At 60.3% G+C, this 21,131-nt stretch carries 18 protein-coding genes and 2 tRNA genes; 8 read left to right on the top strand and 12 right to left on the bottom strand.

Annotated features, from left to right (window positions below; all coding sequences use genetic code 11):
• Positions 1-234: 234 nt before the first annotated feature.
• Positions 235-311, bottom strand: a tRNA-Met gene (locus QF039_RS22260).
• A 206-nt stretch (positions 312-517) separates the two neighbouring features.
• Positions 518-594 (bottom strand) — tRNA-Met (locus tag QF039_RS22255).
• 291 nt (positions 595-885) lie between these two features.
• Here QF039_RS22255 and dinB point away from each other — a divergent pair.
• Entirely contained in the window at positions 886-1,944 is a 1,059-nt protein-coding gene (gene dinB / locus QF039_RS22250) for a DNA polymerase IV (protein WP_003208617.1), read from the top strand.
• Between the two features lie 115 nt (positions 1,945-2,059).
• Here dinB and QF039_RS22245 read toward each other — a convergent pair whose 3' ends face one another.
• The 4 genes from QF039_RS22245 to QF039_RS22230 form a co-directional block, all read right to left on the bottom strand.
• The gene (locus QF039_RS22245) at positions 2,060-3,013 is read right to left on the bottom strand and encodes a hypothetical protein (RefSeq protein ID WP_003208616.1); all 954 of its coding nucleotides are present in this window, start codon (positions 3,011-3,013) and stop codon (positions 2,060-2,062) included.
• A 20-nt stretch (positions 3,014-3,033) separates the two neighbouring features.
• A complete protein-coding gene (locus QF039_RS22240; protein WP_307520726.1) occupies positions 3,034-4,749 on the bottom strand; it encodes a proline--tRNA ligase in 1,716 nt (571 codons plus the stop codon).
• A 179-nt stretch (positions 4,750-4,928) separates the two neighbouring features.
• Positions 4,929-6,470 carry an AmpG family muropeptide MFS transporter gene (locus tag QF039_RS22235; RefSeq protein WP_008433581.1) on the bottom strand — a complete coding sequence of 514 codons (1,542 nt, stop codon included), beginning with the start codon at positions 6,468-6,470 and terminating at the stop codon, positions 4,929-4,931.
• Between the two features lie 43 nt (positions 6,471-6,513).
• A complete protein-coding gene (locus QF039_RS22230; protein ID WP_218166212.1) occupies positions 6,514-6,828 on the bottom strand; it encodes an MGMT family protein in 315 nt (104 codons plus the stop codon).
• A 201-nt stretch (positions 6,829-7,029) separates the two neighbouring features.
• Between QF039_RS22230 and QF039_RS22225 the strand changes: the two genes are divergently transcribed.
• The gene (locus QF039_RS22225) at positions 7,030-8,037 is read left to right on the top strand and encodes a DUF481 domain-containing protein (protein WP_177009843.1); all 1,008 of its coding nucleotides are present in this window, start codon (positions 7,030-7,032) and stop codon (positions 8,035-8,037) included.
• A 15-nt stretch (positions 8,038-8,052) separates the two neighbouring features.
• On the opposite strand, the gene QF039_RS22220 is transcribed toward QF039_RS22225, so the two are convergent.
• A complete protein-coding gene (locus QF039_RS22220) occupies positions 8,053-8,811 on the bottom strand; it encodes an SDR family oxidoreductase (RefSeq protein WP_003208604.1) in 759 nt (252 codons plus the stop codon).
• A 74-nt stretch (positions 8,812-8,885) separates the two neighbouring features.
• Here QF039_RS22220 and QF039_RS22215 point away from each other — a divergent pair, with 74 nt between their 5' ends.
• The 4 genes from QF039_RS22215 to groL all read left to right on the top strand — a co-directional run bounded on the left by QF039_RS22215 (position 8,886) and on the right by groL (position 12,400).
• Entirely contained in the window at positions 8,886-9,617 is a 732-nt protein-coding gene (locus tag QF039_RS22215) for a HugZ family protein (protein ID WP_102606187.1), read from the top strand.
• Between the two features lie 66 nt (positions 9,618-9,683).
• Positions 9,684-10,160: an FxsA family protein gene (locus QF039_RS22210; protein WP_003208601.1), complete on the top strand. Its 477-nt coding sequence runs from the start codon at positions 9,684-9,686 to the stop codon at positions 10,158-10,160.
• Between the two features lie 249 nt (positions 10,161-10,409).
• Positions 10,410-10,706, top strand: a complete 297-nt coding sequence (groES, locus tag QF039_RS22205) for a co-chaperone GroES (protein WP_003208599.1) — start codon at positions 10,410-10,412, stop codon at positions 10,704-10,706.
• A 50-nt stretch (positions 10,707-10,756) separates the two neighbouring features.
• Positions 10,757-12,400: a chaperonin GroEL gene (gene groL / locus QF039_RS22200; protein WP_003208597.1), complete on the top strand. Its 1,644-nt coding sequence runs from the start codon at positions 10,757-10,759 to the stop codon at positions 12,398-12,400.
• Positions 12,401-12,531: 131 nt separating this feature from the next.
• Here the strand turns inward: groL and QF039_RS22195 are convergent, their stop codons facing one another.
• The 5 genes from QF039_RS22195 to QF039_RS22175 all read right to left on the bottom strand — a co-directional run bounded on the left by QF039_RS22195 (position 12,532) and on the right by QF039_RS22175 (position 18,849).
• Positions 12,532-13,959 carry a glycosyl hydrolase family 8 gene (locus QF039_RS22195; protein ID WP_307520719.1) on the bottom strand — a complete coding sequence of 476 codons (1,428 nt, stop codon included), beginning with the start codon at positions 13,957-13,959 and terminating at the stop codon, positions 12,532-12,534.
• Positions 13,960-14,044: 85 nt separating this feature from the next.
• Positions 14,045-15,340 carry a sensor histidine kinase KdpD gene (locus QF039_RS22190; RefSeq protein WP_102369813.1) on the bottom strand — a complete coding sequence of 432 codons (1,296 nt, stop codon included), beginning with the start codon at positions 15,338-15,340 and terminating at the stop codon, positions 14,045-14,047.
• A complete protein-coding gene (locus QF039_RS22185; protein WP_102369812.1) occupies positions 15,330-16,028 on the bottom strand; it encodes a response regulator transcription factor in 699 nt (232 codons plus the stop codon). Before QF039_RS22185 ends, QF039_RS22190 begins: the two co-directional genes overlap by 11 nt.
• Before the next feature lie 73 nt (positions 16,029-16,101).
• Complete coding sequence (locus tag QF039_RS22180; RefSeq protein ID WP_307520715.1) at positions 16,102-16,845, bottom strand: phosphatase PAP2 family protein; 744 nt, start codon at positions 16,843-16,845, stop codon at positions 16,102-16,104.
• A gap of 54 nt (positions 16,846-16,899) precedes the next feature.
• Positions 16,900-18,849 carry an LTA synthase family protein gene (locus tag QF039_RS22175; RefSeq protein WP_307520713.1) on the bottom strand — a complete coding sequence of 650 codons (1,950 nt, stop codon included), beginning with the start codon at positions 18,847-18,849 and terminating at the stop codon, positions 16,900-16,902.
• A 201-nt stretch (positions 18,850-19,050) separates the two neighbouring features.
• Here QF039_RS22175 and colR point away from each other — a divergent pair, with 201 nt between their 5' ends.
• Both colR and QF039_RS22165 read left to right on the top strand, forming a co-directional pair.
• On the top strand, positions 19,051-19,734 hold the full coding sequence (gene colR, locus QF039_RS22170; RefSeq protein ID WP_003208587.1) for a two-component system response regulator ColR: 684 nt from the start codon (positions 19,051-19,053) through the stop codon (positions 19,732-19,734).
• Entirely contained in the window at positions 19,724-21,004 is a 1,281-nt protein-coding gene (locus QF039_RS22165; RefSeq protein WP_102369809.1) for a HAMP domain-containing sensor histidine kinase, read from the top strand. The genes colR and QF039_RS22165 overlap by 11 nt, the downstream gene beginning before the upstream one ends.
• Positions 21,005-21,131: the final 127 nt, after the last annotated feature.

Below are 21,131 nucleotides of genomic sequence, written 5' to 3'. Positions count from 1 at the left end.
AGTTACCAATCCCTATGGACAAAATAATTACAAATATTAACGCGTATCGCGAAGTGCGGCGACAGCGCCCATTGGTCGTAGAAGGACAGTGCTTGAAGACTTAGCATAGCTTGCAATGAGATGGACTCTACAAACCGTGTACGGTTTCATGAAAGATGCCATGCCATTGTTTCAAAAGGACTTTTTCGTCAGATACAAAAAAGGCCACTCTTTCGAGCAGCCTTTTTTGATGTTTGGTTGCGGGAGCCGGATTTGAACCGACGACCTTCGGGTTATGAGCCCGACGAGCTACCAGACTGCTCCATCCCGCGTCTGTGTGGCGGCATTCTACAGAGCAACGGCGGGGTGTCAACCGTTAATCGAACGATGGGTCAAATAAGTGCAATTTAGCGTCGGATTGTCACGCGGGTGCGGTAAGTGCGCGATTGGGAAAGGTTTTTTGTCAGACAATCGAAACGAGGGCTAAAACAGACAGGCACAAAAAAGGCCACTCTTTCGAGTAGCCTTTTTTGATGTTTGGTTGCGGGAGCCGGATTTGAACCGACGACCTTCGGGTTATGAGCCCGACGAGCTACCAGACTGCTCCATCCCGCGTCTGTGTGTCGGCATTCTACAGAGGAACGCGAGTGTGTCAACCGCTGATTCAAAGAAAAGCGCTTGTGGTTCAATCGGTTAGCTCTCCAAGGTGGCCCCTTGATAGGCCGCGGGGCCAGTCTGGCCGAGGCTTTCAGCTCTATTGGGGGGTGTGTTTCGATTGAGAAAATGAATTCACCTGCGAATTTTCCTACCGCTTAAGCGGAAGATTCAAACTACTGGTGCTATATACAGGTGTGAGTGAGATACTGCCGGCCTGTCCGTTTTCTGCCCAGAACCACTGCCTTATATATGACGCAGCGCAAAATCATCCACGTCGACTGTGATTGCTTCTACGCCGCCATCGAGATGCGCGACGACCCGACCCTGGCGCAAAAGCCCCTGGCGGTCGGCGGTTCGGCAGACCGTCGCGGGGTGATCGCCACCTGCAACTATGAAGCACGGGCTTATGGTGTGCGTTCGGCCATGTCGTCCCGCCATGCCCTGAAGCTGTGCCCGGACCTGACCATCGTCAAGCCGCGCATGGATGCTTATAAAGAAGCATCAAAGGAAATCCAGACGATCTTTCGCGACTACACCGACCTGATCGAACCGTTGTCCCTGGACGAAGCCTACCTGGACGTCTCCGACAGCCCGCATTTCGGCGGCAGTGCCACGCGCATTGCCCAGGACATTCGCCGGCGGGTCTCCAACCAGTTGCACATCACCGTTTCCGCGGGCGTGGCGCCGAACAAGTTTCTCGCCAAGATCGCCAGCGACTGGAAAAAGCCCAACGGACTGTTTGTGATCACCCCCGACCAGGTGGAAGACTTTGTCTCGGCGCTGCCGGTGAAAAAGCTCCACGGCGTGGGCAAGGTGACGGCCGACAAGCTGGCGCGGCTGGGGATCGAGGACTGCCTGCAACTGCGGGAGTGGAACAAGTTGGCGCTGGTGCGAGAGTTCGGCAGTTTTGGCGAGCGGCTTTGGAGCCTGGCGCGTGGGATTGATGACCGTGTGGTGCAGAACGACAGCCGCCGGCAATCCATCAGCGTGGAAAATACCTACGATGTCGACCTGCCGGACTTGCCCAGTTGCCTGGAAAAACTGCCGGAGCTGATGGACACCCTGGCCGGGCGCATGGCGCGCATCGACAGCAGTTATCGGGCGGGCAAGCCGTTCGTCAAAGTGAAGTTTCACGACTTTACCCAGACGACCCTGGAGCAGGCGGGGGCAGGGCGGGACCTGGAGAGTTACCGGCAGTTGCTGACCCAGGCGTTCAATCGCGGCGACAAGCCGGTGCGATTGCTGGGAATAGGGGTGCGTTTGCTGGATTTGAGCAACGGCAACGAGCAGCTCCAATTCCCCTGGTAGGAACCGAAAACCAAATGTGGGAGCGGGCTTGCTCGCGAATGCGGTGTGTCAGTTGACGCATGTGCTGGCTGACACGCCGCATTCGCGAGCAAGCCCGCTCCCACATTTAAAGGCTTCAGCGTGCCCCGGGGTCCGCCACCAGGCGTCCGGCATCCTTGGTCAAGGCCTGCAGGAATTCCTGCTGCAACTCCGGATCATTGCGGGTCAGTTCGATCAGGCTCTGTTCCAGCTCGCTGGCTTCTTCTTCCAGGCCCAGCTCCGACAGGCGCTTGACCCGGTGCACCCACTCGTTGACCTCGTCGTCTTCCAGGTCGTCATAGATCAAACCGTGAGCTTCGAGCAATTTGCCCCGCAGGGTGCCGCTGATGGCCAGGGATGAGTCCGAGTGCACGTCATCCTGGGCATCTTCAACACTGATCTTCAGGGTGCTGATGCGGTTCAGGTCCTGCTCGGCAAACGGGCTGTCCAACAGGTTCAGGCGCAGCACGCCATCGCGGTCGGTGGTCAGCTCATGGGTTTGCTTGCCGGCAGTCACCTGTACCGGGCGCTCGCTCCAGGGCAGGCTCGAATACTCCACGCGCTTGTCGCGCTGGACTTCATCGATACCCGCCAGGTTCTGTTGCGCACGGCCGTTGGATTGCACGTTCATGAACGGGTTGAGCCCGTCCACGCCATAGCTGAGCCAATCCCGGGTCATGCTGGCAGGCAGGTTGCCCAGGGCAAACACATTCGCCACGTTGGCGCCGACGCCCGCCACGAGCGCGACCGCGCCCAGGGGCATCTCATAGAGTTTGCGCCAGGGCTGGTAGGGCGTGTAGCGGTCGTAGCGACGGGTAACTTCGAACTCGGTGACCTCAAAGGTCTTTTGCTCGTGAATGCGCACCCGGCGTTGCGGCAGCTCCAGCACCTTCGGCTCGCCCACGTCGATCTGCAGGCTGTGATCGAGCAATTTGCGCTCGATGCGTTCCTCGTGCTCGCTGCGTTGCGACATTTGGTTGGCGCAGCCGCTGACCAGCAGGGCGCCACATAACGTGGCGCCCCCCAGGGCTATGGTGTTTCGCTTGAACATGACGACTCTTGATCTGGTTTTCAGCGACGAATACGCGCCTGAAGGAAAGACAGCACGTCAGCCACCGGCAACGGTTGGGCCTCGGCTTCGGTCCGGCTCTTGTATTCCAGATTGCCATCGGCCAGGCCGCGGTCACTGACCACGATCCGGTGCGGGATGCCAATCAGTTCCATGTCGGCGAACTTGATGCCCGGGCTGGTTTTCTTGTCCCGATCATCCAGCAGCACTTCAAAACCGGCAGCCGTGAGTTCGGCATACAGTTTGTCGGTGGCTTCGCGTACTTGCTCGGTTTCGTAGCGCAGCGGTACCAGGGCAATCTGGAATGGCGCCAGGGCGTCGCTCCAGATGATGCCTTTCTCGTCGTTGTTCTGCTCGATGGCAGCCGCAACCACGCGGGATACGCCAATGCCGTAGCAGCCCATTTCCAGGGTGATCGGCTTGCCGTTCTCGCCCAGCACTTCGCACTTCATCGCCTTGCTGTACTTGTTGCCCAGCTGGAAGATGTGCCCGACTTCGATGCCGCGCTTGATTTCCAGGGTGCCCTTGCCGTCCGGGCTTGGGTCGCCGGCCACCACGTTGCGCAGGTCGGCCACGGTCGGAACCGGCAGGTCACGTTCCCAGTTCACGCCAAAGTAGTGCTTGTCATCGATGTTGGCACCGATGCCGAAGTCGCTCATCAGCTCAACCGAACGGTCGATGATGATCGGCAGTGGCAGGTTCAGCGGGCCGAGGGAACCGGCACCGGCGCCAATGGCGTCACGCAGTTCGGCGTCGGTGGCCATGACCAGCGGGCTGGCAACGCCTGGCTGCTGGGCGGCCTTGATTTCGTTGAGCTCGTGGTCGCCACGGATTACCAGGGCGATCAGCTTGCCTTCTTCCTCGGCGCGCACGATCAGGGTCTTGATGGTCTTTTCAATCGGCAGATTGAATTTTTCCACCAGGGCCGCGATGGTCTTGGTCTCGGGCGTGTCCACCAGGCGCAGCTCTTCGCTTGGCGCAGGGCGGGAAGTTTCCCGTGGCACGGCTTCGGCTTTCTCGATGTTTGCCGCGTAGTCGGAACCGTTGCTGAACACGATGTCGTCTTCACCGGACTCGGCCAGCACGTGGAACTCGTGGGAGCCGGCACCGCCGATGGAGCCGTTGTCCGCTTCAACCGGGCGGAATTTCAGGCCCAGGCGCGTGAACACATTGCAGTAGGCGGTGTGCATGCGGTCGTAGGTGACCTGCAGGGACGCCTGGTCAGCGTGGAACGAATAGGCGTCCTTCATGATGAATTCGCGGCCGCGCATCAAACCGAAGCGTGGGCGGATTTCGTCACGGAACTTGGTCTGGATCTGATACAGGTTGAGGGGCAGCTGCTTGTAGCTGCTCAACTCGTTGCGCATCAGGTCGGTGATCACTTCTTCGTGGGTCGGGCCGGCGCAGAAGTCCCGGCCATGACGATCCTTGAAGCGCAGCAATTCAGGGCCGTACTCTTCCCAGCGCCCGGATTCCTGCCACAGCTCAGCCGGTTGGGTGCTCGGCATCAACACTTCCAGAGAGCCGGCAGCGTTCATTTCTTCACGAACGATGGCTTCGACCTTGCGCATCACCTTCAAGCCCATGGGCAGCCAGGTGTACAGGCCCGAGGCCAGTTTGCGGATCATGCCGGCGCGCAGCATCAGCTGATGGCTGATCACGACCGCGTCGGAAGGCGTTTCTTTCTGTGTGGCGAGCAAATATTGACTGGTGCGCATGGTAGGCCGTTGTCGGTTGCTTGGACTTGAAATGACTTGGGATTGTACGGGCGCTTGCTGCCGACGTACAGGCATCTGGTTGCTGGAGCAGGGCTTCTGTGGGAGCTGGCATGCCTGCGATGCAGGCAACACGGTGTGTCAGTTACACCGCGGTGATGCAATCGCAGGCAAGCCAGCTCCTACAGTGATTCGTTTTCCTCGGGAGGATTCAAGCGAATCCGCCGGCTTTCCTGAAACCAGTGCAAGGCGATCAGGACCAGCGTCGGCACACCCAGCAGGCAGGTGATCATGAAGAAGTTGTGGTAACCGAACTTCTCGACCATCACCCCCGAATACCCGCCGATCAAGCGCGGCAGCAGCAACATGATCGAACTGAGCAGGGCGTATTGGGTGGCGGAGAACTTCAGGTTGGTCAGGCTCGACAGGTACGCGACAAACGCCGAGGTCGCCATGCCTGAACTGAAGTTATCCAGGGAAATGGTGAAAATCAGCATCTGCAGGTCCGGGCCCATGTCGGCGAGCATCACGAACAGCAGGTTGGTGCCGGCCGATGCAATGCCGCCAATGAACAGGATCGGCAGAATCCCGAAGCGCACGATCAACAGGCCACCCATGCCGGCGCCCAGCAGGGTCATGATCAGGCCGAAGACTTTGCTGACACCGGCGATCTGGTCCTTGGTAAAGCCCTGGTCGATATAGAACACGTTGGCCATTACGCCCATTACCGTGTCCGACATGCGGTAGGTGGCAATCAGCCCCAACAGCAGGAAGGCCTGCCAGCGGTAGCGCAGGATAAAATCGTTGACCGGCGTGAGCACCGGCGCCAGGCCCCGGCGGCCCATGGTCGACAGGCACAGCGTGGTCAGGATGATGTAGAGGATGGCCCGCAGGAACGCGCGATCTTCCAGCAGCAGGTCCAGCAGGCTGACCCCATGGAACAGCACGCTGGCGAAGTCAGTGTTGTACAGCTGGGTGAACATCGCCGGTACCGACACCAGCAGCACGATCAACACGAACACCGAGACCAGCTGGTGAGCAAAGCTGTAGCGCCCGGCCTGCAATTGGGTACGCAGCGGCACATTGGGTTCGCGCATGAACAGCGTGGTGAGCAGCGCAGGCACCATCAGTGCACCAAACAGCACGTACGTACCGGCCCATGCCGAGTGCTTGTAGTTGAACCCGGTGGAACCGAAGCCTTCGGCAAAAAACAGCGCACCTGCGGTGGCAAGCAGCGCGGCCACGCGATAACCGGACATATAGCTGGCGGCAAGCGCGGCCTGCTGGCTGTCGCTGGCGATTTCCAGGCGGTAGGCGTCTACGGCGATGTCTTGCGTGGCGGAAGCGAAGGCCACGATCACGGCGATGGCGATCAGCCAGGACAGATGCTTTTGCGGATCACAGAAACCCATGCCGATCAATCCGAGGATCACCAGCGTCTGGGACAGTACCAGCCAGGAGCGACGACGTCCGAGCTTGCCGAGCAGTGGCAGGCGCCATTGGTCGAGCAGGGGCGACCAGACCCACTTGAAGGCATAGGCCAGGCCGATCAGGCTCGCATAACCGATGGTTTCGCGGGCCACGCCGGCCTCGCGCAACCATACCGAGAGCGTCGAGAACACCAACATGTAAGGCAAGCCGGCAGCAAAGCCGAGCAGCAACAGCACTAACGTCGAGGGGCTGGCATAGGCGGCGAGCGCGGCGCGCCAGGTTTTACGGGGCATGGGCTGGAGTCTGCCTCAGAATTACGCAAATAAAGCGCGCACTCTAACCGCTGTGCTCTACCGGGCGCCAGCCATGACGCTGAATATCAACACGATTGTTCAGGATGCTGACGCCTTCGCCGCGCAAACGCGCACGTTGCTCGTCACCCGAGGCACTGCCCACCGGCAGACTTATCCGACCACCGGCACCCAGCACGCGATGCCAGGGCAGTTTGGTGTCCTCGGGCAGTTGGCTCAGGGTGCGACCCACCCAACGTGCGGCGCGACCCAAACCGGCGAGGTGTGCCAGCTCCCCGTAGCTGATCACGCAGCCTTCGGGCACTTGGGCGAGGGTCAGGTACAGCACGGTGCGGCGCATTTCAGCGGGGCTTTGCGGAGCGTCGGTCAGTTCGTTCACGGTGGCATATCCGATGAAAATATCCGTCTATTTGTAAGAAATTTCTGCAAAATGGGGGCTGAGAGCGGAACTCGATACGAATACCCGAGTCAGTCCTTGCTAAGAAGTTATCCACCCCGATAATGCCCGTTTTTTCGTCAAACTCGAGCCCCATATCCGCTTATGTTGTCCAGAACCCTGCTGTGCCTCGCTGTCTTCAGCGCCTCCACCCCGTTGCTCGCCGACACCGTCTGGTTGAAGAACGGTGACCGCCTGACCGGCAAGATCAAGGTTTTCGACGGCGGCAAGCTGCTGATCCAGACCGACTATGCCGGCGCGATACCGGTGGACTGGAAGCAGGTCAAGACCCTGGAGAGCGATCAGGAATTGCTGGTCAAGCAGGATGCCTACAGCGGTGAGAAGGCCAAGTCCCTGCAGCCGGCCGACGATGGCAAGGTCATCCTGGCCAACGGCGAGGCGCCCAAGACTGTCGACCTGGCGAGCATCCAGCAGATCATCAAGCCCAAGCCGGTGATCGAGGACCTGGTGTGGAAGGGCAATGTCGATATGGCGCTGGACTACAAGCGCGCGGAAAACGACACCAACGACTACGACATCGACTTCAAGACCACTGCCCGCCATGGCCAGTGGCGCCATACCGCCGAGGGCGAATACAACCGCGAATTCCAGGACGACGTGACCACCACCGACAACTGGGCGCTGGAGTACGACCTGGACCGGTTTATTACCGAACACTGGTTCTGGCAGGGCCGCTTGACCTACAAGCGCGACAAGGTCGAGGACCTGTCCCGCCAGCGCACCGTGGGTACCGGCCCGGGCTACCAATTCTGGGATGACGAACTGGGCGCGTTCTCCCTCGGTTCGCTGGTCAACCGCACTGACTATGAATACCAGGACGGCGGCAAGGACAACTTCTATTCGCTGGCCATGAAGTGGAACTACAACCGCTACCTGGTGGGCAAGACCGTTGAATTCTTCACCAATGGCGAAGTGGGCAAGCCGCTGGCCGGGCCGTCCGAGTACTCCCTGGATGCGGAAATGGGCTTGCGCTACAAAGTTACCGAGTGGGCCTCCCTCAACCTCAAGGCCGAGCGCGACATTATTAGTGGCGACTCGGAAAGCGCGTTGAGCAAGACCCGCTACACCGCAGGGTTCGGCGTCGCCTGGTAACGAGCCGCCTGGTAATTAAAGGCGTAACCCGCCGTCCATTTCCAGAATCCGCCCGGTGTAGTAGTCGTTCTCGAAGATATACGCCGCTGAATGGGCAATCTCCTCAGGCCGCCCCATGCGCTTGAGGGGAATGCCGGCGGTCATCTTCTCCAAGGCCTCAGGCTTCATGCCCAGGGTCATCTCGGTCTCGATAAACCCCGGTGCGATGCCCGCCACGCGGATGCCGTAGCGCGCCAGCTCCTTGGCCCAGGTCACAGTGGCGGCCGCTACACCGGCCTTGGCGGCGGAGTAGTTGGTCTGCCCGACATTGCCGGCCCGCGAGATCGACGAGATGTTGATAATGGTGCCCTGGTTCTTCAGCTCCACCATTTTCGCCGCCACCTCACGGGTGCACAGGAACACCCCGGTGAGGTTGACATCGATCACCGCCTGCCACTGGGCCAGGCTCATCTTGGTCATCTCGCCGTCCTTGACCTTGAGCAGCAAGCCATCACGCAAGATCCCGGCGTTGTTGATCAAGCCGTTGATCGCACCGAAGTCTTCGGCGATCTGTGCCACGGTGTGGGTCACCTGCTCTTCATTCGCCACGTTGCACAGATAGGCGCGTGCCTTCACCCCATGGGCCTGGCAGGCGGCCACCGCCTGGTCGAGTTTTTCCTGATTGAGGTCCACCAGCGCCAGGTTGGCGCCTTTGGCGGCAAAATACTCGGCCATGGAGCGGCCCAAACCCTGGCAACCGCCGGTGATAATGATTACTTTGTCGTTGAGATGCATTCGCAAGTCCTGTGGGCAGAATTAAGCGGCTATCCAGGTTTTTTTTTGACGAAATTTATCGAAGGAGTCATAAGTTGAGCGCGCACGTTGCCAAGAATGCCCGAGAACTACTGCTCAAGGAATACCGTGGGGCACTCGCCACCTTGTCCAAGGCCATGCCCGGTTTCCCGTTTGGCTCGGTGGTGCCGTATTGCCTGGACGCCGAGGGCCGGCCGCTGATCCTGATCAGCCGTATCGCCCAGCACACCCATAACCTGCAGAAAGACCCCAAGTGCTCGTTGCTGGTCGGTGAGCGTGAGGCGGACGACGTGCAAGCGGTAGGGCGCCTGACCTACCTCGCCGAGGCCGAAAAGCTCGAAGACGGCGCTGCGATTGAAGCCGCCGCCGAGCGTTATTACCGCTATTTCCCGGACTCGGCGAACTACCACAGGGCCCATGATTTTGACTTCTGGGTGCTCAAGCCGGTGCGCCATCGTTATATCGGCGGGTTCGGCGCGATCCACTGGGTCGACCAACTGACCCTGGCCAATCCGTTTGCCGGCAAGGCCGAACTGAGCATGGTCGAGCACATGAACAGCGACCACACCAAAGCGATTGCCCACTATGTCGAACTGGCCGGCCTGCCGACCTCCGAGCCTGCGCAACTGGCCGGTATCGACAGCGAAGGCATGCACTTGCGCATTGGCCAGGCCCTCTATTGGCTGCCCTTTGCCGAGCCTTGCAACACGCCGACACAAGTACGCGAAGCCTTGGTTTTCCTGGCTCACGCCGAGGTCTGGCCGAAAAAAGCAGCCGCTGAAGCTTGAATTCACGAAACGGCGACGTCATCTAAGGTGAAGTAGCAAGGCATTCTTGCGTTGAGGAACCATTTGATGCGCCCTTTTTTGTTGCTTTTTTTGTTGTTTCCGGTGCTTGAGCTGTTCGTATTCGTACAAGTCAGCGGGGCAATCGGGTTTTTCCCGGCGCTGCTGCTGATCATTCTCGGCTCGATGCTCGGCGTACTGGTGCTGCGCGTCGCCGGCCTGGCCACGGCGCTGCGCGCCCGTGAAAGCCTGAATCGCGGCGAGCTGCCAGCCCAGACCATGCTCGAAGGCCTGATGATGGCATTGGCCGGTGGCCTGCTGATCCTGCCGGGCTTTATCAGCGATGTGGTTGGCCTGGTGATGTTGCTGCCGTTCACCCGCAAAGTGCTGGCGGGCAAGATGCGCCAGCGTGCCGAAGAGGCTGCCATTCGCCAGCGCGCCTTTGCCGACGACCTGCAACCCCGTGGCGGCCCGGCCCCGCGCCAGCCCCTGGGGCGTGAGGGTGACGTGATCGAAGGCGAGTTCGAACACCGCGACCCCAAGTAATCCCCTCACTGGCACGGCACCCGCGGGTGCCGTGCGGCTTTTGAAGACGCCCCCCGACACAAAAATTTTCATCTCGGTACCCTTGTAATAAGCTTATGCGCCCTTATGTAACGGTCACCGCAAGGTTTCTGGTGGCGACACCAGACAGACTTCCGCGTTTCGCACCGCGAACCGCGACCGGCACCGCCGGAATTTAACTAGCCGGAATTGACACCGGCCGATGAAAAACACAATTAGGAGAGATCGACAATGAGCAAGCTTCGTCCTCTGCATGACCGCGTCGTCATCCGTCGCAGTGAAGAAGAAAAGAAAACCGCTGGCGGTATCGTGCTGCCGGGTTCGGCTGCTGAGAAAGCCAACCACGGTGTGATTCTCGCTGCTGGCCCAGGCAAGACCCTGGAAAACGGTGAAGTGCGTGCGCTGGCTGTGAAAGTGGGTGACAAGGTTGTTTTCGGCCCTTACTCCGGCAGCAACACTGTGAAAATCGACGGCGAAGACCTGCTGGTAATGGCTGAGAACGAGATTCTCGCTGTTCTGGAAGGCTGATTTCCCCGCTCATCTTCCCGTTACTACAAAGTATTTAAGGAATATCGATCATGGCTGCTAAAGAAGTTAAATTCGGCGATTCCGCCCGTAAGAAAATGCTCGCCGGTGTGAACGTCCTGGCTGACGCAGTAAAAGCGACCCTGGGCCCTAAAGGCCGTAACGTGATCATCGAGAAAAGCTTCGGCGCTCCGACCATCACCAAGGACGGCGTTTCCGTCGCCAAAGAAATCGAGCTGAAAGATCGCTTCGAAAACATGGGCGCGCAGCTGGTCAAAGACGTTGCCTCCCGTGCCAACGATGACGCAGGCGACGGCACCACCACCGCTACCGTCCTGGCTCAGTCGATCGTCAACGAAGGCCTGAAAGCCGTCGCTGCCGGCATGAACCCGATGGACCTGAAACGCGGCATCGACAAGGCGACCATCGCCATTGTCAAAGAGCTGAAGTCCCTGTCCAAGCCATGCGCTGACACCAAGGCAATCGCTCAGGTCGGCACCATCTCGGCCAACTCCGACAGCTCCATCGGCGACATCATTGCCGAAGCCATGGAAAAAGTCGGTAAAGAAGGCGTGATCACCGTTGAAGAAGGCTCGGGCCTGGAAAACGAACTGTCGGTTGTTGAAGGCATGCAGTTCGACCGTGGCTACCTGTCCCCGTATTTCGTCAACAAGCCAGACACCATGACCGCCGAGCTCGACGGCCCGCTGATCCTGCTGGTTGACAAGAAGATCTCGAACATCCGTGAACTGCTGCCAGTTCTGGAAGCTGTTGCCAAGGCCGGCCGCCCACTGCTGATCGTTTCCGAAGACGTTGAAGGCGAAGCCCTGGCGACTCTGGTTGTGAACAACATGCGCGGTATCGTGAAAGTGGTTGCTGTCAAGGCACCTGGTTTCGGCGATCGTCGCAAGGCAATGCTGCAGGACATCGCTGTTTTGACTGGCGGTACCGTTATCTCCGAAGAGATCGGCCTGAGCCTGGAAAGCGCTACCCTGGAACACCTGGGTAATGCCAAGCGCGTCACCGTGACCAAGGAAAACACCACCGTGATCGACGGTGCTGGTGTTGAAGCTGACATCCAGGCACGTGTTACCCAGATCCGCGCTCAAGTGGCTGATACCACTTCCGACTACGACCGTGAAAAACTGCAAGAGCGTCTGGCCAAGCTGTCCGGCGGCGTTGCAGTGATCAAGGTTGGCGCGGGTTCCGAAGTTGAAATGAAAGAGAAGAAAGCCCGCGTTGAAGACGCCCTGCACGCTACCCGTGCAGCCGTTGAAGAAGGCGTGGTACCTGGCGGTGGCGTGGCGCTGGTTCGCGCTCTGCAGGCTATCTCCGAGCTGAAAGGCGACAACGCTGACCAAGACGTCGGTATCGCTCTGCTGCGTCGTGCTGTTGAAGCACCTCTGCGCCAGATCGTTGCCAACTCCGGCGACGAGCCAAGCGTAGTGGTCGACAAGGTCAAGCAGGGTTCGGGTAACTTCGGTTACAACGCTGCTACCGGCGAATACGGCGACATGATCGAAATGGGCATCCTGGACCCGGCTAAAGTGACTCGTTCGGCTCTGCAAGCGGCTTCGTCGATTGCCAGCTTGATGATCACCACTGAAGCAATGATCGCCGAGATCAAAGAAGATGCTCCAGCTGGCGGCGGTATGCCAGACATGGGCGGTATGGGCGGCATGGGCGGCATGATGTAAGCCAGTCTTACCCCGATACTGAAAAACCCCGCCTGCAGCGATGCAGGCGGGGTTTTTTTATGCTGATCGTTCCCACGCTCTGCGTGGGAATGCCGCCAGGGACGCTCCGCGTCTCTCTTTACGCGCACGCCTCAGCTGACGCCGCGACGCCCCAGCAGTTTCTTGAACATGAAGCCGCGAGCCAGCATCAGGTGCGAGGCGGGCGGCAAAGATGCCACGGGTCCCGGTGCCGCAGAGCCGGATGACGGATGGACAGGCACGTGTGCGGTTTTTTTGAGGGGCGCCGGTTGGGGCCGCTCCCAATGGCCGGACATGACCACCATGCCCAGCAGTTTGAGGGTATTGCCGTAATAGTCATGGTCACGGATGGACCGGCGTTGCAGGTTGTCCCAAAGGTTATTGAGCCACAGCTGATTGTCGGGGTTGATCATTGCGCTGACCCCGAGTGCCGCCACAAAGGCCGGCTCATTGTGCGCTTCCTCGATCGCACTGCCGTCGATTCGGTAGCCACTGTTGAAGTTGCCCGGCTCATCGTGGGTGGTGGCGCGTGCCCAGCGGTTGAAGGTGGTCAAGGTGTACAGCGCACGCGGGTCACCGTACATCAGGTAATCCAGGCCGATGCGCCACGGGTAGCGGGCCGCGTTCCACGAATAGCTGCCGTCGTATGGGCCTTCCACCAGATCGGGCCGCGCCGGGGTGATCGAGGTGTCCAGGTGGCTGATGAAGTCCGGCACCAGCCCGCTGTTGGCGCTGTACCGTTGGGTAAAGTCACTGATGATCGAATAGGTCTTGTCGCGCACCGCCTGCCAGCGCTTGTCCCCGGTCATGGTGAAAAAGCTGTAGAGGTGCGACTGCATGAAGTCCGAGCTGCGGGTGGTGTACTCAAGCTCTGCGTCACCGTCGGTACCGGCCCAGTCGCCGAGCATCAGGTGCTGAGTCCTGGGGTGCACCTCGTGTTTCATGATCGCCGCCATCACCGTGTTGGCCTCGCTGCGATAGTCAATGGAGCCCTCGCTGCCCCATTTCTGATCCGCCAGCAACAGGGCGTAGGCGATGTCCAGGTCGCCATCGGTGGCACTGACGTCGCCACGGAAAGGGTCGGTGGAGTCACCGCATCCCTCGGTCTGGTTCCAGGCCATCAGGCCGGGATCGGACGCTGCCGGGTGATCCTGGAAGTAGCGCACCATGCCGTCGAAAGTCCGTTGGGCCTGGTCATCGTAGTCGGCCATCATCACAGTGAGCAGCATGCCGTAGCCATGGGCCTCGGACACGGTGATGGTGTTGGGCGCGGCGCCACCACCCACGGGTTTGTGGTCGGCGTTGACCTTGATGAAATACCGGCCGCTGCCGCATTCCCCCGACAGGTAAACCGCCTTCCAGTCCTTGTAGAACGTGACCAGTTGTTGATCCATGATCGCCTGGGGCTGGCGATTGGGCAGGATGGTGCCGGGGTAGTAGGGCGCGTGGACATTCTGGGCCGCAACGCCGCCTGACCATGAACCGGCGGCCATGCACAGTGATAACAGCAGCGTGGGCAGATGCCGTCTAGGGTGACGCATGAGCTGACTCTCCAACCTGATCCAAAGGGCAAGGTCGCGAGGTTAGCGGCAGCGCGGATGTTCCACTGTCACAGGCTGTAACAGCCTAGGCCGGGCGCAGTGCCAGGGTCAGGGTCAGGCGTGCGCCGCCCAACGGGCTGCGGGTGATCGACAGCTCACCACCGTGCCAGTGGGTGGCGCGCTTGGCCAGTGCCAGGCCGAGGCCAAATCCGCTGGGCTCGTCGCCGCCCATGGCCAGGCGCACGAAGGGTTCGAAGATCTTTTCGCGGTTTTCCGGCAGTACGCCCGGGCCGTCATCATCCACATGCAGCACCAGGTGCTGGCCCTGGCACGCAGCGCTGACGTTCACCCGTTCGCGGGCGTAGTTAATGGCGTTGCTTAACAGGTTGCGCACGATCAGATGCAGCAAGGCGCGGTCGCCGATCAGTTCCAGGTCGGCCGGGTCGGTGTCCAGGGTCAGCAAGCGATGGTGCCCGTCCAGCAGGGCAAACTCCTGCTGCAGCCAGGCATGGAGATTGATTGGCTCATGCTGCAGGTCGCTGGGTGCATCGGCCAGCCGGGCAAAGGCGAGGCTGGCGCGAACCAGCGACTCCAGCTCTTCGATATCGGTGTGCAGGCGCTCTTGCAGGCGGGTGCGGGTGTCGAGGTCGGCGCTTTTACTCAGCAGTGCCAGGGCAAAACGCATCCGCGCCAGGGGGGTGCGCAGTTCGTGGGACACCGCCTGGGAAACCTCCCGGTGGCGTTCGCCCATCGAGCTGATATCCAGCGCGTGCCGTTGCAAGGTCAGCAGCAGCGGCGCCCACTCCTGGCTCATCGCGGGCAGCAGCGTGTTGGGCGAGCGGGCGAGGGTAGCAATGCAGGCATTGAGGGCATCGAGGTCATGGGTGTATTTGCGCCGGGCACGCAGGGCAATCCAGAGAAACAGCAGTACCGGCAGGCCGGCGACACAGGCGGTCACCCAGTACACCGGATATTGCAGCAAGTCCTTCACTTCGGCGGTTCCCCACAAGGGGCCGAATTGAATCACCGTGTCATCGTCCAGCGGGAAGTAGGTGACGTCCTCATCACTGTTCTGCGCCGGCTGATGGTGGTCGAGCATCACAATAGCTTCAGGCGGCAGCTCGATATCATCCTTTTTCACCAGGCTCACCGGGTACTGAAAGCGTGCTTGCAGTGACTCGATGCGCGCCTCCCGTTGTTCGGCGGGCAAGGCCTTGAGTTGCTCGGCAACCAGATAACCCGGCCCGGCCATCAGCCGCAGAAAACTGTAGTCCCCGATAAACACCGAGGCGTTCGAGCACAACCACAACAGGTAAAAAGTGAGGGCGGCCCAACTGGTGCCGGCCGCGATGGCCATCCACGGGCGGACTTTAGACAGCATGCTGGCTCCCCGTCGGGATTTCGACGAACAGGTATCCCTGCGCCGTGATGGTCTGGATGGTCACGGGGCACTCAAGGCTCATCAGCTTTTTGCGCAAGCGCGACACCCGCATATCAATCGATCGGTTCAGCCCGTCGTACTCCAGGCCGCGCAGGCGCTGGAGCAGTTTTTCCCGGGTCAGCAATACGCCGCAATGGCGGGCAAAGATGGCGAGCAACTCGAATTCGGCCACCGAAAACTGCAAGGGCGCCTCGCCAAGCCAGGCGAAGTGGTTGTTCAGGTCCAGCCGAAAAGCGCCCCACTGGTAGTAACTGCGGGGGGCCTGGGGATGGCGGCGCAGCAGCGAGCGGATCCTTGCCAGCAACAGTTGCGGGTCGATTGGCTTGACCACGTAGTCGTCGGCCCCGGCGGCAAACCCCACCAATTGTTCGGCGTTCTCGTCCAGTGCCGTCATCATCAGGATCAGCCCAGGGTAGTGGTCGCGAATCTGTCGGCACAGGGTAAAACCGTCGATGCCCGGCAGCATCACATCGAGGATCAACAGTGCCGGTTGTTCATCCTGGATACGCTGGGCGGCGTGGTCGCCACGGTGTTCCACTGCGACGGTAAAGCCTTCGGCGCGCAGGAACTCGGCCGTCAGTGCCGCCAGGGGCAGGTCGTCTTCGATCAGCAACAGGGTATCGGACATGGCTCAGCAGGATCGTTGCCAAAAAGTGCGCAGAGTGTTGCGCCCTTGCCCCCGGCTAGGCAAGGGCTGTTCATCACGGCGTCACGGGCTGCTTGCGGAAGGCGGGCTGCGGTGTTTTCACCGGCCGGTACAGCAGGAAGTAATAGGCGCCCAAACAAATCAGCCAGCTGAAAATTGCCGTCCACACGTTGTGGGAAAGAAAGTGCGCCCCTTGCATCGTGCGGCTCACCGAAAGCACCGTGCCCAGGCCCAGCGCAAACATGAACGCCGAGCGCGCTATCCGCGGTCGGCGATCCCTCAGGGCAAAAAACAACGCAAACAGCGCAAACCCGGTCGCCGCATGCCCGCCCGGCCAGCAACGGCCAGGCTTGTCGGTCGGCGGCCTGGGGCTCAGCAGCTCGCTGTACGTCTCCTGGCCGCCAAACTCCTTGACGCTCCACGGGCATTGCACCCCGGTCACCGTCTTCAACGGTGAAACGAACGAGGTGGCCAGTGCCAGCGACAGCACCAGGCAGCCCAGTTCCCGGCGATAGGGTTTGAGCCGCTCAAAGACAAAGGCCCCGGCAAACCCGGCGATTGCCAGCACCGAAAACACGATCACCATCTGCTTGGCGCGATCGTGAAGAATGTCCTCCAGAAAAAAACTGTGCCGGCCCACGAAGCCGCCTTCGGACGCGTCGTAAAACAGCCTGGCGATGTCCATGTCCAGCGACGTCAGCTCCAGCAGCAACATGGCCACCGCCAGAACGGCAGGCACACCGAGGCACAGCCAGACGTTGAGGGGTTGGGATAACGGACGAACAGCGATTGCGTGCATGGCGAACTCAGACTCTAAAAAAAGCCCCGGTCAGACCTGGCCGGGGCATTCTGGTTAGCGTGTACTCACTTGGGAAGCCTCGTCCTTGGGCACCCTCCAGCTCAGCAACTGTTGCTTGTAGTCATAACTGGCGCCCTGGTAGTAGGTGATGGCCCGTTGGATCAACGGGTCATCGCTGCCAACGCGGATTTCGTGGCTGTCGCCCAGGGCCTGGTCATGCCGACGCAAGCCTTGGCGCGGGCTGAGAATCGCCAAGTCCTTGCCGTCGAACAACCCCAGGTACTGGTAATTGCCGACCACTACCCGTGGCGGCAGCGGGTTGTCCTGCAGCAGGTTGCGGCCAAAGAACGTCGACTCGTAGCTCAGGTTCAGCAAGCCCAGCAGGGTCGGGGCGAGGTCGATCTGGCTGGCCAGCTTCGCGTTCTCGCCGGCGTCTACCAGTTTGGGGGCGTAGATGAAGAGCGGGATCTGGTAATTGACCATCGGCAGGTCTTCCTTGCCGGCGCTGCCCGCCGTGTGGTCGGCGACGAAAATAAAGATCGTGTTGTCGAACCAGGGTTTCTGGCGCGCCGCCTCCAGGAACTGGCCGATGGCATGGTCGGTGTACTTCACCGCGCCGTCGCGACCGTCACCGGATTTGATATCAATGCGGCCAGCCGGATAGGTATACGGACGGTGGTTAGAGGTGGTCATCAGTTGCAGCAGGAATGGTTGCTGCTTGGCGTAGTCGGCGTCCGCCAGTTTCAGCGTCTGTTTATAGAGGTCTTCGTCGGCCATGCCCCAGGCGTTTTTAAAGCTGATTTCGGATTCCGGCACGCTGCTCTGGTCGACCACGCGGTAACCGTTGCCGCTGAAAAACGCGTTCATGTTGTCGAAGTAGCCTCGGCCGCCGTAGACAAACACGCTGTCGTAGCCGATGGCGTTGAGCTGCTGGCCCAGGCTGCCGAAACCGCTTTCCCGGCCGATACGCTTGACGATGGAGCGCCCGGGCGTTGGCGGGATGGCCAGGGTGATAGCTTCCAGGCCGCGGTCGGTGCGGGTGCCGGTGGCGTAGAAGTTATTGAAGTACAGGCTCTGTTTGCGCAGCGCATCGAGGTTGGGCGTGAGGTTATTCGGGTCGCCGTTGCTGCCCATGTACTTGGCACTGAAGCTTTCGATGGTTACCAGCACGATGTTGGGTTTGCGCAGCGTGCCGGGGTTGGTAATGGCGCGACGGATATCCAGCGGATCCGTGCCGATAAACCGTGCGTTGGGCTCGCTGAGTTCGGCGCGCAACTGCTTGGCGACTACATCTGCCGGCAGGCTCTTGTAGAACTGGGTGTAGTCCAGTTCGTTGTTACGGAAAGCGGCGAAGAACTGATAGGGGCCGTTGCTGGCCAATTCGTTGTTGTAGGCGTTACCGCCCTGGCTGCGCGGGCTGTCCTGGTTGATCAGTTGCAGGCTCAGGCCGGCCACCACCAACAAACCAAGGGCGTTGAGCAGGCGTTTGCGCATCGCAGGCAACGGCGAGTTCATCGCCGCGTTGAACGGTTTACGCAAGGCCAGGCTCAAGACAATCGCCATCACGGCCAGCAGGCTCAGCAGCTTGCCGATCGGATACGACTCCAGCAGGTTGTTCAACACCTCTTTGGAGTACACCAGATAGTCCACGGCAATAAAGTTGAAGCGCACGCCGAACTCGTCCCAGAACAACCATTCGGCCACGCTGGTGAAAAGCATGGCGAACAGGCTGACGGTGAGTACCGCCTGCAGGAACCAGCGATGGCCACGAAGGCGCCACAACCCCGGTGGGCACAGCAGCAAATACAGGCCCAGGGGCAGGGCGGCATAGGCGAGGAAGCCGAGGTCATACAGCAGCCCTACGCCGAATACCGGCAGCAGGTTGCCGCTCACCTCATCCAGATGGGTTACCAGCAGCACGCTGCGGGTCAGTAGAAAAACCACCAGCCAGGCACCGGTCACCAACAGCAAATAGCGCATTGGCGCCGTTTTTGGAAAACCCATGTCAACGTTCCTTATTTTCGATGGGCGCGATCTTCGCGCTGACACTGTAGTCAGCTTGTGAACCTATAGTGAAAAACTCGTTAAGTTCCCCAATCGGTTGAAAACAGTAATCGGCGCGGCCTTCAGGCCTAGCCGTGAGCCATACTTGGCCTTAAGCTGCGCGAGCCAACACGGCCGTTACCGCGTACGGAGACACTGCCCATGCGAATTTTATTGGTTGAAGACAACCGCGATATTCTGGCCAACCTGGCGGATTACCTGGGGCTGAAGGGCTACACCGTAGACTGTGCGCAGGACGGTTTGTCGGGCCTGCACCTGGCTGCCACCGAACATTACGACCTGATCGTGCTCGACATCATGCTGCCCGGCATTGACGGCTACACCTTGTGCAAACGCCTGCGGGAAGACGCGCGCCGCGACACGCCGGTGATCATGCTCACTGCGCGCGACCAACTGGATGACCGCCTGCAGGGCTTCAAGTCCGGCGCCGATGACTACCTGCTCAAGCCGTTTGCGCTGTCGGAGCTGGCCGCGCGTATCGAAGCGGTGCTGCGTCGTGCCCAGGGCGGCGGGCGCCGTGCCTTGCAGGTGGGTGACCTGAACTACGACCTCGATACCCTGGAAGTCACCCGCGAAGGGCGCCTGCTCAAGCTCAACCCGGTCGGCCTGAAGTTGTTGGCGGTGCTGATGCAGAAAAGCCCGCATGTATTGCGCCGTGAGATTCTTGAAGAAGCCCTGTGGGGCGATGACTGCCCGGACAGCGACAGCCTGCGTAGCCATGTCCATCAACTGCGTCAGGTGATTGATAAACCCTTCGCCAAGCCGTTGCTGCAAACGGTGCACGGTGTGGGTTATCGCCTGGCCGAGGGTCGTGATGGAGTTTAAGCAAAGCCTTGCCCAACGGATCATCATCGCCTTCGCCTTGATGAGCGCGTTGGTGGCGGGGGCCTTCGCCATGGGTATCGTCGCTACGGTGCACCTGGTGGAAGAAAAACTCATATCGGCAGGCCTGGGCGGTGACTTGCAACGGCTGCTGCTGATGGACAGCGTCGAGGACTGGAGCCATCGCCCCGAGCCCGACCAGTTGTTCTACTTCAGCGGCGGCCCCGGCGATTTCGAACTGCCCAAGGACTTGCGCCACCTGGAGCCTGGTTTTCACGAGGTGTTTCGGGAGGCACTGTCCTACCATGCCATGGTCGAGGTGGTCGACGGCCGCCGTTATGTCCTGCTGCAAGACCAGAGCGATTTCGAAGAGCGCGAGCGCGTGCTGTTTGCCGTGGTGCTGGTGGGGTTTGTACTCAGCCTGGCGTTGGCGGTATTCCTCGGCTGGGTGCTGGCGCGCAAGGTAATGGCGCCGGTGGTGCGTCTGGCCCGCCAGGTGCGGCACCGCGACCAGTTACTCGGACTGGCACCACCGCTGGCGCCGGATTACGCCGCGGATGAAGTCGGCGAATTGGCCGTGGCCTTCGACGCCACCCTGGGCCGTTTGCGCCAGGCATTGTCCCGGGAGCAACTGTTTACCAGTGACGTGAGCCACGAATTGCGCACCCCGCTGATGGTGCTCGCCAGTTCCTGCGAGCTGTTGCTGGAGAACCCCGCGATTGACCAGCGCGGCCGCAAGCAGGTCGAGCGCATTGCGCGGGCCTGTGAAGAAATGCGCGAACTGGTGCAGACCTTCCTGATGCTGGCCCGTGCCCAGCGCGAGGAGGCCGGCATGTCGCCCCAGGCCAACCTGGCCCAGGTGGCCGAGGACTTGCTGGGGATCTGGCGTGAGCCGATCGAGCGCAAAGGCCTTGAGCTGATCTATCAACCGGGCAATCCACTGGATACCCGCTACAACGCGACCTTCCTGCACGCGGTCATGGGCAACCTGTTGCGTAATGCCCTGCACTACACCGAGCATGGCTTGATCCGCCTTACCCTGGAACCGAGCGGTTTTGTGGTGGAAGACACTGGCGTGGGCATTCCCGAGGACAAGCGCGAAGCGATGTTCGAACCGTTTGTGCGTGGCAGTGAAAAGCGCGGTGAAGGCCTTGGCCTGGGTTTGTCCTTGGTTCAGCGCATCTGCGAGAACCAGGGTTGGAGCGTCAGCCTCAGCACCATGGAGCCCAACGGCTGCCGCTTTCACGTCGAATTGAGTCAGGTCAAAGCCTGATGCCTGCCCTGCCGCTAAGCTGCGGCAGACTTCCTGATTTTCGCCGAAGATGGCATCATGCCACGACTTGTGTCTGCAAAGTTTTGTAATGTATACGATTCGACAGGACAAGTTTTTCACAACGTGT

Source organism: Pseudomonas sp. W2I6 (assembly GCF_030815935.1).
Lineage (GTDB): Bacteria > Pseudomonadota > Gammaproteobacteria > Pseudomonadales > Pseudomonadaceae > Aquipseudomonas.
Note: the sequence above shows the minus strand (reverse complement) of the source record. Positions and strands in the feature narration are given on the sequence as shown.